At 56.9% G+C, this 13,029-nt stretch carries 15 protein-coding genes; all 15 read right to left on the bottom strand.

Features of this window, described 5'->3' with window-relative positions; genetic code table 11:
- Positions 1 to 21: 21 nt before the first annotated feature.
- Positions 22 to 456 carry a hypothetical protein gene (locus tag GOW40_RS03200; protein WP_171128631.1) on the bottom strand — a complete coding sequence of 145 codons (435 nt, stop codon included), beginning with the start codon at positions 454 to 456 and terminating at the stop codon, positions 22 to 24.
- Positions 449 to 2,515 (bottom strand): glycosyltransferase, encoded by a 2,067-nt coding sequence (locus tag GOW40_RS03205; RefSeq protein WP_171128629.1) that lies wholly within the window; start codon positions 2,513 to 2,515, stop codon positions 449 to 451. The genes GOW40_RS03200 and GOW40_RS03205 overlap by 8 nt, the downstream gene beginning before the upstream one ends.
- A complete protein-coding gene (locus GOW40_RS03210) occupies positions 2,512 to 3,594 on the bottom strand; it encodes a hypothetical protein (protein WP_171128627.1) in 1,083 nt (360 codons plus the stop codon). Before GOW40_RS03210 ends, GOW40_RS03205 begins: the two co-directional genes overlap by 4 nt.
- A gap of 6 nt (positions 3,595 to 3,600) precedes the next feature.
- Entirely contained in the window at positions 3,601 to 3,924 is a 324-nt protein-coding gene (locus tag GOW40_RS03215; protein WP_171128625.1) for a hypothetical protein, read from the bottom strand.
- Between the two features lie 64 nt (positions 3,925 to 3,988).
- Positions 3,989 to 5,998 (bottom strand): hypothetical protein, encoded by a 2,010-nt coding sequence (locus GOW40_RS03220; protein ID WP_171230858.1) that lies wholly within the window; start codon positions 5,996 to 5,998, stop codon positions 3,989 to 3,991.
- A gap of 255 nt (positions 5,999 to 6,253) precedes the next feature.
- Complete coding sequence (locus GOW40_RS03225) at positions 6,254 to 7,273, bottom strand: radical SAM protein (protein ID WP_171128621.1); 1,020 nt, start codon at positions 7,271 to 7,273, stop codon at positions 6,254 to 6,256.
- Between the two features lie 200 nt (positions 7,274 to 7,473).
- Complete coding sequence (locus tag GOW40_RS03230) at positions 7,474 to 8,628, bottom strand: energy transducer TonB (protein WP_171136354.1); 1,155 nt, start codon at positions 8,626 to 8,628, stop codon at positions 7,474 to 7,476.
- Complete coding sequence (locus tag GOW40_RS03235; RefSeq protein WP_171128617.1) at positions 8,625 to 9,002, bottom strand: biopolymer transporter ExbD; 378 nt, start codon at positions 9,000 to 9,002, stop codon at positions 8,625 to 8,627. Before GOW40_RS03235 ends, GOW40_RS03230 begins: the two co-directional genes overlap by 4 nt.
- Positions 9,003 to 9,006: 4 nt before the next feature.
- Complete coding sequence (locus tag GOW40_RS03240) at positions 9,007 to 9,333, bottom strand: biopolymer transporter ExbD (RefSeq protein WP_171128615.1); 327 nt, start codon at positions 9,331 to 9,333, stop codon at positions 9,007 to 9,009.
- Positions 9,334 to 9,364: 31 nt separating this feature from the next.
- Positions 9,365 to 10,030, bottom strand: a complete 666-nt coding sequence (locus GOW40_RS03245) for a MotA/TolQ/ExbB proton channel family protein (RefSeq protein WP_171128613.1) — start codon at positions 10,028 to 10,030, stop codon at positions 9,365 to 9,367.
- Positions 10,027 to 10,461, bottom strand: coding sequence for a hypothetical protein (locus GOW40_RS03250; RefSeq protein ID WP_171128611.1), 435 nt, complete (start codon positions 10,459 to 10,461; stop codon positions 10,027 to 10,029). The genes GOW40_RS03245 and GOW40_RS03250 overlap by 4 nt, the downstream gene beginning before the upstream one ends.
- Before the next feature lie 323 nt (positions 10,462 to 10,784).
- Entirely contained in the window at positions 10,785 to 11,468 is a 684-nt protein-coding gene (locus GOW40_RS03255) for a fumarylacetoacetate hydrolase family protein (protein WP_171128596.1), read from the bottom strand.
- Between the two features lie 120 nt (positions 11,469 to 11,588).
- Positions 11,589 to 11,846 (bottom strand): hypothetical protein, encoded by a 258-nt coding sequence (locus tag GOW40_RS03260; protein ID WP_171102355.1) that lies wholly within the window; start codon positions 11,844 to 11,846, stop codon positions 11,589 to 11,591.
- Positions 11,847 to 11,858: 12 nt separating this feature from the next.
- Positions 11,859 to 12,557, bottom strand: coding sequence for a NapC/NirT family cytochrome c (locus tag GOW40_RS03265; RefSeq protein ID WP_171128594.1), 699 nt, complete (start codon positions 12,555 to 12,557; stop codon positions 11,859 to 11,861).
- A 30-nt stretch (positions 12,558 to 12,587) separates the two neighbouring features.
- Complete coding sequence (locus GOW40_RS03270; protein WP_171102357.1) at positions 12,588 to 13,016, bottom strand: nitrate reductase cytochrome c-type subunit; 429 nt, start codon at positions 13,014 to 13,016, stop codon at positions 12,588 to 12,590.
- Between the last annotated feature and the right edge of the window lie 13 nt (positions 13,017 to 13,029).

Raw genomic sequence — 13,029 nt, forward strand, 5'->3', positions numbered from 1 at the left:
GGGTGGTCGCAGACGTGCCGACTACCCCAAAAGCCCGATATCCTGGCCATCGATTATGATCGCAAGATCCCAGAACTTGCGCAGTTCTTCTTCGGCGGCCAATGCGGCCTGAGGATCGTCCGGAAGACGTTCGATGCGAAAGCCAAACTGCTCAAACCCGCAGAAATCCACACGGCTGAGGATCACGGGCTCTACTGACCGCTCCAACGCTGCGGCGGCCAACAGTCTTGCAATATCATGGACGTCTTCGGGCGCTTCAACGATACGGATACCGATATGGGTGGACCCGGCTCCATCACGGTCCCACAGATCCACCGCAGGCGCCAGGCCGGTTTCAGGGAACAGTACCTTTCCAAGCGGCGCCATTTTGCGTCCGTCTGTGATCAGATCATCCAGCTTGACCGGTTTCTTCGGCGAGATACGGCTGAGTATTTCAAACCAGGAAGTCTCAGCCATGGTTGCCTCCTACCTCTGCAATCAGCCTCGCGGCCTGCTCTGCCCCGGTTTTGGGTAGCTCGATCGTTTGAAGGGCCGCTTGATAGACTTCGGTCTCGCCGTGGTCCAGGCAGTCGGAAACTGTGCGTTCAAGCTTCATCAACTCGCGCTCGGTCACGATTGCGCATAGGTCACGATCCGCGAGCGCCCGCGCGCGCCGTTCCTGGTCGTCTAGATAGGGCGCGGATTGCGGGATGAGGATCGCGGGCAGCTGATGGTAAAGGATTTCAAGCACCGAGTTATACCCGGCCGCCGACACCACCAGATCAGCTGCCAGGCCAAGTGACGTGGCCTCAAGCGTATGTACCACCCGTGTATTGGTCCAGCCAAAGGCCGATGGGTGCACAACGCTTCCGGGCCATGTGACCACCAGATGCAGACAATCGGTCCGCTTTTCGAACATGCCCGACAGGGCTTGCAACTGCGCCGACCTGTCCGAGGCAACACCCCCGCCCAACATGCTGACCACCAGATGCTTGAAGTCGCGGCCAAAACGGTCCGCCAATCTTTCCCTGAGCGCCTCGCGCTCGGATTTGGATTGATCCACCTGGCGCACGATGGGGCCCACATAATGGACGTGATCGCCATAGCTATAGGCGTCGTTCAACTCGTCGAAAGCCTCAGAGGGTACGATAACCCGATCAAAGATGCCCTCGCGGCGCAGCATCGCCGGTCTTGAACGCCCTTTTGGCCAGAGCCCACGCCTGAGCCACACGGCGGAGAGCCTGCATTCCTGAATAACCCGATAAACAGAATCAAAGACATAGCCCCCGTCAAACACAAATGTATCGGCGGTGTTCAAAGCGGCGCTCAGGCGTCGATAGGTCAGAATATCGTTGGCGTTGATGTGATCCTCAGCGCTGGCCCTGGCCACCAAAGGGATACAATCGATGCCCTCACGGCGCACCAAGGGCACGCAGCTGGGAAAGGCGGCAAAGATCGGCTTGCTGCGTTGCGGCAAAGCCTTGGCGATAATCGTACAGCGCTGCGCGTGTCCCAGCCCAACTCCATTTGTCGGAAGAAAAAGGGTTTGGCGCCCGGATGGCGCGGTCTTGTGGGCGGGTGCGGACAGCCCCGCCGCAGCCTCCAACCGCGCAATATCGACCGTCTGCAACCAAGGAGATTTCGACGCCTGTTGCGCGATCATCGCCCTGTGGCCCAGAACCTTTCCGGTCAGATAACCATCAAAGGCAAACAGGGACTTGGGCCCCAGCAAAGCAGGTGCGCCCGCTGACATAAGCGCTTCATCTTCGGTGCAGTCAATTGCGACACCACCAGCGGCAATCAGCTCAACCGCCAGAGTCGCCATGCGAACGCCGGCCACGCCCGTGCCGAACATGGCCAAAATATCAGTGCTGCCAGCCAAGCTGTGTGGTGACAGATCAGTGTAAAGAAGCGTTGGCAAGTCACTGAAGGGAGACGCTTTTATCGCTTCGTTCTGCGCGCCGCTCACGATGATCCTGAGTGTATAGGCGCTCTGATTGCTCATGCGGGCCAGACAGGACAACGTATCGGTCGTGTCCAGCTCGATCGACCCCAGCACAACCGTGACGGCAGTCTTCTGGCGGATGGGGCGCGGACCCTGGCCAAGTTCGGCCACAAGCGGACTGGCCGCCGTGGGCAGGATCGAGCGAGGCTGCATTTCTGTCAGGTCGATAACATTTGCCTCACGACCAAGCGCATAGGCCAGGCGCGCTTTTGCCCCGACATAGTTTTGCTGCGATTTGAAACGGCCTGTCGCGATGACCGGAGTTTCCAGAGCAAGCTTCTTTTGTCTGAGCGAGGAAAGCAAAAGATCGTCGATCTCCTCGGCACCAAGAATGAAAACGGTTGAAGCCTGATACTCTTCTTGATCCACCAAAAACTTTGCGGCCTCATAGATACGCCCCCGCCCGGCGTTTTCCGGCAGGTACTCGGATCCTATGCACGCGTTGAAACCGCGCGCATTCAGCTGTTCTGCGAAGATCAACTGCGAGTCGAAAGACCGCAATGATCGTTGCCCCGCTTCGACAAAGATCATGGCTGTACCTCGCTGCGACTGGACAGAACGCCTGAAATCATGGCCTCGAACTTCTGTGAAGAGTATTCCGCCAACATCTGCTGCGCTTTGCGAACCTGGTTTTGGTAGCTGTCAGGCTGAGCAACAAAACGCGCAACGATTTCATCCACTTCACCGGGTTTGCATTTCACGACCGCGTCACCGAAAGCCTGCCCAGTATTGGCATCGGTCAGAACAACCTTGCCAGCGGCAATTGCCTCGGCAATGACCCGCCCGAAACTTTCCTGCCATGTTGGCGCGGTAAAATAGACGTAAAAGTCAATCATTTCAAAGAAATCACTCACCGAAATCGCATCAAATGGAAGCAGGGTCCAATGCGGGCGCTGAAATCCCGCCTCAAGCAAACTATCCGCACCAAGAATGACGTTTTCCTGCGCCTGAGGGGAAAAGCAATGATCCAGATCGATCAAGGTTGGAAATTTCTCGAACCCGGGACGAGAGTGTCTGCCACGCCGATCGCTGGGTTGGTTGGAAGGCTCGGTAAGTTCAAAATCGCAAATATTAAACCAATCCGCCTTTAGAACTTGCCAATGCTTTGCGGCACAGCTTCGGTCCAACCAATCCGTAACGGTCTTTCTATTATGGCCCGAGATCGGTGCCAGCGTTTTTTTCAAAGCCAAACTTGCGGCCTCGATCTGGTTCAGACAATTCGCGACATCGAACCCCTCTTCGCCGCCCGGACGCAAAAAGTTCTCGTGTGTCACAACGATCAGTTCACGGGCAAAAATCTTAGTAGGCAACTCATCCTGGAACTTCAGAAACGAGGGATTGTGCAAGATTACAAAGTCGGCACTGATACGGGGCGCATCCCAGATCAAGGGTATGTGCAATTCGTCCAGAACACGCCGCAACGATGGTGCGACAAGCTGCTTTTTACCAAACGTCTTGGAGGTTACGGCATGGACCGAAAGCTGCCCGAACTGTGCTGCAACCCGCAATTCCTGCGCTACGGCTGACGATGTCCCACCCGAAAACCGGGGTTCGACCACATAAGCGATTTTCGGCAGGGTCAAATCGGCAACCGAGAGTGACAATGACATCGGATCCTAATGCTGCAGAGCGCTAGACTGCGTCGCACTTTCAGTCGATGTTGTATCGGAAGCCGCTGCTTGATCTTCCGAATAGTCAAAATCGAGGCTGCCCGCCGAGGCTGCCTGATAAAAATTTCGCAACTCTATCGACAATTCGTCGTTGCCAGCCATGATTTGCGGGTTTCGCTGAAGATAAGCGTAAAGCGACTGGGTATCGTTGCTGGACAGGTACTGATCTATAATCAAAAGCTGGTCAATGGTGATCTCAGCCCGCACGCCACTAGCAGCGCTGAGCAAAAGCAGCGCTGTCACTATTCCAGAGAGTCTGCGATCTGTCATTCTTCGACGCCCGGGTTGTCACAATGTCCAGTATACACGGTTTTTTTTACATTTAAGCAATTCATTAATTCGTCGCAGACCTAAGCTTGTTCAGAACCTGGTTTCGCAATTGTTGGGTCTGAGCTGCCGGCGATGTATTGCGACTGCTGCGTGTTGTGCTTGACCGGGCGCGGCCCGAGCTTTCGCCTGCCAACCACAGCTCGACCACACCGTTGGGTGTCTTAGCTCTGGACCCAGTAAAATCCCGCAACAAAGCGCCAGCATCTTCGGCCAGTGCTTTTGCCTTTTCGGCGTCTTCGGGATGATAGAACCTTACATTCGTCTGTGTAATCCCAAAACCGACCCGCGCGGTCCCGCTGAGTTGATGTCCCGTGGCTTCCAGCTCTGACACCACCGCCTGCACGGTTCCTTCCGACAAACGATTTGGAGCAAACAGTCTGAAATCAGCCCGATTCTCGAGAGCGGGTGTTGCGGCTTCATCAGGCACATCGCTGTTTTCAACGGGCTCGGGCCGAACCAAAGGTCTGGGTGTCAATGCGCTTGCGATGGCGTCTTCCAACCGTTCTATTACCGCCTCATCCGGTTCGGCCAGACTTGCTGTGCTGGGGCGCTGCACCGGGCTTGTGGAATAACTCAAATCCGGCAGTTCATAAAAGTCCAGCGCGACCACTGTCGTGTCGGTGTAAAGATCAGAAAACGCAGTGGCCACACCTGTGCCACTTACCTCGACACCATAGGAAAGAGCTTCTGTCGGCAATGAGGCCCGCTCGGCCCCTGACACGAACGGGTTGTCAGCTGCGAACCCGCCAAGCTGCGTCACTGCCAGGGGTGCCGCAGGTGGAGAAACCGCCAAGCCATCCCAATTGCCTTGCATTTCACGCGCAGAGACAAAGGCATGCACCGGCGCATTGCCCCTGACCAGTGGCCCGGTCTCAAACTGTGCGAAGCGCGCATCAGCGACCTGCCCCGGGCTCAGATCACCTGTGATTGTTGGCTCCGGTGGTGGCTTGAGAGAAGAAACCGACGCTTGAAGCCTGGGCACCCCCGGCAGGACAAACACCTCAACGACGTTCGATGGCTGCTTTAGCTCAGGCGCTGACGGCTGTAGCGACGCCAAACGATCTGTCTCGGTCACGGTTGCCGACGGCAGATCAGACTGAACTGAAACTTCAGGCAAACCCGTCGGCTGGCCCGGACTGCGATCCGTCAGGCTGGGTGCCCCCGAAAGCAGCGGCTCGGGCGCTTCGATTACCGTGCTTTGTGGTGTTGACGTATTAGTCGGGTCCGGGCTGGAACTTGCGACGCTATCGCGCTCGGACAAGCTGGGCAGTGACGAGTCAGACACCACGAAGAAAACAGCCGAACTGGCTGCCACTCCAATGACGCACCCCAAGGCTATGGCACCAAATCGGTATTTCTTGCTGCTCTCTTTTTTGCTCAAACTGCGCTGAAGCTTTCGGAGAAGCGTCTTGTCGCGACCCGCGCTTGGCAGCATTTCGACCGGCTCGGAATTTGGCTGCAAAAATTGGCCGTCATCGACATCATCATCATAAGGTCGCGTGACACCTGGCAATTTTGGCAGGCCTTCGACCTGTTCTGCCTCGATGGACGCAGGCTGATGCGACGGGTCCTCTTCCGAGATTTCAGCAGCCTTTGGCTCGGTCTGCGCTGCCTCCGAATGTTTGCGGCTTTTGCCAGTCACGCGGTTGCTGAGACCGTCCGACGGGATGGCATCAAGAGGTTTCAGAAGAGCTTCAGACGACTCACCATCGCGCTGAGCCATAACCGCCTCGCGCTGGAGTCGAGCTTCTTCGATCCGGTCCAGCCAAGTCTTGGGTGTTGGGCGATGCTCCGCTGTGGTTGAAACCTCTTGTGCAACAGGGCGGTTCGGTGATGAAGCTGGGACCGCTTCACCCTGCGCCCGCGCAGCCAAGTTTTTTGCCCGCTCAATCCGAGCGTTTTCAAGCATCTGCTGCCAGTCCGAGGATTTCAGAAAGTTGCGAACTTCCGACACCCCTTGGAGGTCGTCGCCGTCAACTTCAGGTAGCGCTCTTGTCTCGCTATCCTTCGACATCATATCCCCCAACTGGCACCCTAAGCACACATAACGTTTCTTTTTATCTCAGCAGGTGAAACCGTTACACATTTGATCGCTGAAATTTAGAAACAAACCCGCCTGAAACTATAGAAAATTGACGAATTGAAGACAAGCTAACCCGTTTTCTTAGGCGGAATCCGGCAATATCTAAGTTCTTGGGGCGACAGTGCTATCGACTGGTGCGAATTGTTTTGAGCAACATGACAGCGCAACGCGCGCCATTTTTACCGGTTACTCTGATTTTGGCAGCTCGTGCCAACGGGCGCGCGAGATCAGAATATCGGCGACGCACGAGCAAGTTTCCCGGTCACAAATGATGGGGTCATCTGGTAGGGCAAGCTTATGGCCCAGCTCGCCCAACTGCCCGCCGACACCACATACTGCTCGAAACACCTTGCCCTCGCCCGAAATTCGAAGAGACTCGAGCCCAGCGTTGCAATTCCAACCTCGCCAGCGGTTTTCGTTCCTTAAGATAAACGCGTTGGGACGAAGATTCTCATATCCACCAGCTTTATCGAACCGAGTCATCGTACCCCGTGGATGCCGCAACCGCCCGTTGGGTGCGCTGGGGGTCGACATACGCTCCTGCATCTTCTTGATCTGTTCATCACTATACGGATAAAGCGCATCGCCAAACTCAAGACGCAAAGGCTTCATTACAATCGCGATGTTGGGAAAATCGGCCCCCAGCCTGCGGGCCATCTCATAGCTTTCGTCAAACCGCTCTGGCAGCATGGTCAGATTGACCTGCACATGGATAACCTCGGACAGGATCGCGATAACGCGATGAACGTGGTCAAACTCGGCTTCTTCCAGATGAAGCGTTAGGATCAGCGAATCCAGCTTGTCGCGGATGGCCAGCCAGAACCGTTCCGTTCGCGACCCGTTCGAGATCATGCTGACCTTCATGTCGTGGGCGCGCGCGGCGCTCAGGATCTCTTTGATTTTGGGATGCAGCGTGGGTTCGCCCCCCGTCAACTGCAGCCAAACCCTACGTCCCAACCGGTTGTGGTAATGCTCTTGAAGGGCCTCGATCATTCCAAGGACATCGTCATAGCTTTGCCAACCCTTGGAGCCATCATGCAACGCCGGTGGGCAATAGCTGCAGGAATAGTTGCAGCGATTGCCAAGCATCCAGTCCACCAGCACGACCTTTTTGTGTATGTCGTCTGTGTGTTCGATCCACTCCAAAGGCCGCGGTTCAGCGTCCAATGACTGATCATCCGTTTCTACGGTCTTGGTAGATTGCATTGCCGCGCACCAGCCTCCAAGGTCAGGCAAAATACGCAAGGCCCATCTCAAGCATCACGCAAGTTTGCCTGTCTCCATTCCTCCCGAACCCCGGACGGCCAAACATAAGGCGCGACGGGTACCCGTGCTGGCAGGTTAGTCCAGTTATCCTGACCGAGCAATGATGGGGTGAGTTGGGCCCATTTCGCTGCCCCCAAGGCTCATCTGATCTGATAGAAGAACGACAACTTGCGGCTGCGCCCACTGGGCGGTGGCGGGAAGGGCGCGGCGATGCGTACTTGTTCTTTGGCGGCCCGGATCACATCCGGCGCGCCCGAACTGTCGATCACATCAACCCACGCCAGACTGCCGTCAGGATTTATCTCGAAAAACACCTGCGCGAATCCTCTGGTCGACACTGCAACCAAGGGTGATCGGTTGAGATGCACCAAAACCTGACCGGCATAGTTTGTGGTGTCCGAGTTGCCTGGCCCACGCCCGCCTGAACGATTGCCTTGCTGGCCTTGGCGGAACACATCCCGCCCCTCGCGCCGGTACGAGGTCAGAGGTGAGTCGATGGTTTGTTGCGGGAACCGCAAGCTGTCAAAGTTCTGCGCCCCCTGCAGGGTTCCGCGCGCTGCGGGCCGGGCGTTGCGATCCGGCAGGCGTGGCCGCAACGACGTTGTCAGACCCTGATCCGGGACGCTGTCTTCCGCCTCTGTCTCTTGCGGCTCAATCTGTTCTGATGGCGTCTCAGAGGGTGAGACAGAAATGTCCGGGTCAATTGCTTCACCTTCCAGCGGGGCAGCAGGAGCGGTTTCGATCAGCTCGGGCGGCAAAGCGGCAATTTCTTGAGGAGCATCGGCCTCCAACGCATCTGCTTCGGGCGTTTCGGCCTGAATTTCAACCCCTTCAGGAACACCAACCGGAGATTCGAAAACCGGCTCAACATCGGTCACCGCCGTTTCTTCGCTATCATCGCCGCCCACCTCTTCCACCGGGTCTTCGACCACCTCTTCGGGTGCTTCGGGCTGCACAAGATCTTCACTGCCGGTATCCGGTGCAAAGGAATCCGCTTGCGGATCCTGCGAGGCTACAAGGGCCTCGGAGATCGGGACTTCGGGCTCGAGCGGTGGCTCGACAGGTGGTTCGGGCTCGTCTTCGGGCTGTTCTGGCTGCTCGGGCTCGGGCTCCTCCGGCTCGGACAGAGGTTCGGCAAGATCTTCGAAGGCATTGCTGAGTTCAACCGCTTCTGTCCGGCTCTGCCCTGACGGTGCGTTTGGCTCGGTCGACACCGTCATGCTGAGGCCAATCAGATGGGCCAGCAAAGACAGGGCAACTGCAAGCGCCGCAACAAAGAGCGAGCGACGGATCATTCCAGCGCCTTTTCAGTGACCACAAAGACCGAGGTCGCCCCAAGGCGACGCAATTCCCCGGTGACTTCGATCAGCCGCGGGCCCGGTGCGTTCCGATCCGGCACAATCCGCACAGCGCCGGGCTCCTGCCCTGCCATGAACTGTTCCAGAGCAAGCCCCTGCCCGCGATAACTGAGCGTGCCATCGGCATGCAAAACCAGCGCATCAGGCGGCTCGCGCCCTTGCAGATCAGCCGTGTCCACCAAATCCAGATCAGGGTCCAGCGGCACCGAGATCGTGCCTGCGATCAGGAAAAAGATAAGCATGAGGAAAACGACGTTAATCAGCGGAATGGTTGAATCGCGTCGTCGTGTCTGGCGAGGGGGGCGGATCATCGCGCTACTCCAACACCGTGACGGTCAGACCTTCGCGCCCACGCAGGCGCACCAGCAGGTCAACCAGCCGCTGGGCCGTGACATCGTCATCCAGACTGACAAGAACCTGACCCGGTTCAAGCTGCTCGGCCAGCACGTCAAGCAGCACGGGCTGACCGTTCAGATCCAACCGCTCCGCGCCAAGCTGAAGAAACACGCGTTCAACCTGTTCGCCCGAAGCCCCTGCCCCTGTTGTCGCATTGCTCAGCTCGATCTCACCGAATTTGGAAAAGGTCGAGGTAAGCATGAAGAACAGCAACAATAAAAAGATCACGTCGATGAGCGGTGTCATCGACATAGGCCGCCTTACAAAGGGAGCCGGGTTACGCATTTTCAGGCGTCGCCCCGATGGCACCGGCTTCTGTTGCGGGCTGAACCGAAGTGCCAGGCACCAGAACCGTGCGCAAGGCTTTGTCGGCAAACACACGCTCGCGCGCGGTGCGGCTTTCAAGCCAGGACAGGATCATCGAGGTCGGCATCGCCACCGCCAGCCCTGCCGCTGTGGTGATCAGCGCCACCCAGATCCCGCCCGCCAGCAAGGAGGGGTCGACCGAAGCGCCAGCAGTTTGCAAGTTCTGAAACGCGCTGATCATGCCAAGAACGGTGCCAAACAGACCCAACAACGGCGCAATCTGCGCAACCGTATCCAGCAATCGGAAACCGCGTTCTAACCCGGCCAGCGCCAAACCGGCCTCGGCGTCGAGACGCGCATCCAGACCGGGGGTTTCCGGCGCCTCCATCGCTGCGCTGACAATCGGGGCAAGGTAGCTGCTGCTGGCTTCTAACCGGCTGCGTGCCGCCCGCGTGTCTCCGGCATCCCAGGCGGCCAGCGCCTGCGACAATACCTTGTGCCGGCCAACCCCGCACGCCGCGAATTGCCAAAGCTTATAGAGCGTTACCGCCAAGGTCAGGACGGACATGACGATCAGGATCGCCACCACTGGCCCGCCCAGCGCAAGGATTTCGCGAAGTGCCATGAAAGGGTTCATCCCAAAAGCTCCATATCTATACGGCTGCTCAGTGTCAGCGCATCGCTGCAGAGCTGGCTTTCAGTTCCATCGATGACGCAAGAACTGACTCCGTTGATCAAGACCTGGCCAACCAACGCGCAAGTGCGGTCCGGTACGACAAATTGCCGAACACGCGGGCGGCCCGAGGGCAAATCACCGAAATTCAAAAGCGACAGCCGAACAAAGCCACCTTCAGGGTCAAAGATCACAGTCTCCAAAACCGCGCTTTGGACTTCAGAACCGGTTTCATTTGTGACCAGAAAGATCAGCCTACAGCTGCCAGAAACGTCCTGTATCGCATTCAATTCAATCGACAAATCCTTGCCCGGCTCGGATGCGGATTGCGCCATCGCAAAGGACGGCATAGCGCCAGCAAAAAGTGCGGCACAAATGAGATGGCGAAAGGACATGGACGAACTCCGAACTGCTGCGTCAGGTATTTGGATGTATGGCTTGGGCCACAATGATGATAGTCTTTTTGCCTTCTATCACGCAAAAGCGCCGGTTCGCATCACATTGCAGTTCGTCGCCTGTTTTGATCCCAACTGCAGCATCACGCATTTGGAATTATGTTGCAGGGGCCGGTTTTCAATAGTCTGCCCTCGGCTCTGCCGGAAGACCCCCGAAACCTTTGATGATATCAAAACCGGTCTGTATCAATCACACGCTTTGTGTTGAGCTAGATTTGCATACCGCCAAGGCAAAGCTTTACGGACAGATCGATTAGGTCTGATCAAATGACCTGTACGGCCATACTACCGATACCTTCGACCAACGCATCCATCTTGTCGCCCTTTGCGACTGGCCCCACTCCGGCAGGCGTGCCAGACAGGATGACGTCACCAGCGCCAAGCTCAAAATAGTCCGACAGGTACGAAATCATCTCGGGCACTTTCCAGATCATTTGGTTCAGATCGCCCTCTTGTCGCAGCTCGCCGTTGACAGACAAGGCGATGCGCCCTTGCTCGGGATGCCCGATTTCCGCAACGGGTCGCAATACTCCAACCGGGGCCGAGCGTTCAAAGGCTTTGCCGATCTCCCACGGGCGTCCGGCTTTCTTTGCTTCTCCCTGCAAGTCGCGGCGCGTCATATCCAGCGCTACGCCATACCCCCACACGTGGTCCAAGGCCTGATCCAGCGGGACGTTGGTGCCCCCCGATTTAAGAGCCACCAACAGTTCGACCTCGTGATGTACATCGGCGGAACGGGCCGGATAGGGAAACTGCCCCGAAGGGTCCAGATTGTCGGGGTTCTTCTGAAAGAAAAAAGGTGGCTCACGGTTTGGGTCATGGCCCATTTCGATAGCGTGCGCAGCGTAGTTTCGGCCGATGCAATAAACACGGCGCACCGGATACACGTTGCCATCCGCAGTTGGAATTACCGGCGGTTTCGGGAAGGGAATGACAGGATCCGGCATAGTTCTTCCTTGGGCTATCAGAATTATGTGCTGACTTTAAAATTGCAGCACAGGTATCTGACAATCCGCAACAAAAATTAAGTTGATTTGCAAGTCCGGATCGGCACGTCAGGGCTCAAATCACACCGTCGCACCTTTCAGGCGGATCGCTGTACCCAGTGATCCGGCACAAACTCCAACGATGATGGCGATTACAAGTTCCGTCGCCTCAACATTGCTGAAACGCCAGCCCGCGAAAATCAATGTCTCGATTACGCCTATGACACCGCCCATCAACGCTCCCAACCACAGCCTGCGCGTCATCATGCCCAACGCCAACCCCAGAATGCCCGGCAGGCTGAGGACGTTTCCGCCAATTGTTCCTAGAATATCCAGCATACTCGCCCCGCTTCAGTCGCTTGCGTTGTCCAGAAAGGCCCGAATATCATCGCCTGCCGCTGCATGTTTCTCTGGTGGCATCACAGATTGCGCGCTCAGGGTTTCGGTTACTTTCTGATATTCCTCCAGGTAGCCCGGCGGGAGGTTGTGTGCGATACCCTGATGGCAGTCGATACAGGTCATGCCGTTGTCAATCGCGCGCTGATGTTCCGAGGCGGCGCGAGCTTCCTGAATGGTGAAATCCATATAGTCGAAGTTGTGACAGTTCCGGCATTCACGGCTGTCCGATGCTTTCATCTTTTTCCAGACCGCTGCGGCCATGCTGAGGCGGTGCGCTTCGTATTTCTCGGTTGTCGAAATGGTTCCAACAAGTTCGTGATAGACGTCCTTGACCGCCATAACCTTGGCCTTGATCTTGTGGTTCCATTCATGTGGAACATGACAGTCCGAGCAAATGGCCCGCACGCCTGAGTGGTTGTTGTAGTGAATGGTTTCCCGATACTCGCCCAGATTGGTCTCCATCGAATGGCAGGACGTGCAGAATTCTTCCGTATTGGTCAGTTCAAGCGTCCAGTGAAACCCACCCCAGAACAGGATGCCTGCCAGAAACCCGGCAATCAGGGTAAAGCCGACGCTTAGCACCGGGATCGGGCTCCAGAACCAGTCCCACAGGCGGCGTATGCGACCTCGTGTGTCTTGGGAGTCTGCCATGTTGCGTGCTCCTTGTTTGATCCGCGTCGGTTACTCGCCGTGGGACGGCACAAAAGTGTTTTCGACCAATACGTCTGTATCGGCCTGGGGCACGTGGCATTGGTTGCAGAAATACCGTGTGCCTGCGATGTGATCCAACTCGGTCCCGTCGCGATCCAGGTAATGGGTCATCGAAAGCGTTGGTGCGTTGCGTTCACCCGCCTTGGTCCAGTCATGGCAGGACAGGCACTGGTTCGTGCGAAGATCGATCTGATACTGGGTGATCGAATGCGGAATGAGCGGAGGCTGCTGGCGATAGTTCCTGACCATCCGCCCTTCGCGCCCTTCCCATTGCAGGCTCATGTTGACAACGCTCGGTGCGTCCGGGGGCGTCCCGCGCAAGTCCTTGATTTCTTGGCCCAGAGCGATGCTGCCGAACGCGATCAGAAGGGCGGAGGCAAAAACGGCAATCTTGTTCATCTTGCATGATCCT

This window comes from Ruegeria sp. HKCCA6707 (assembly GCF_013033515.1).
Lineage (GTDB): Bacteria > Pseudomonadota > Alphaproteobacteria > Rhodobacterales > Rhodobacteraceae > Ruegeria.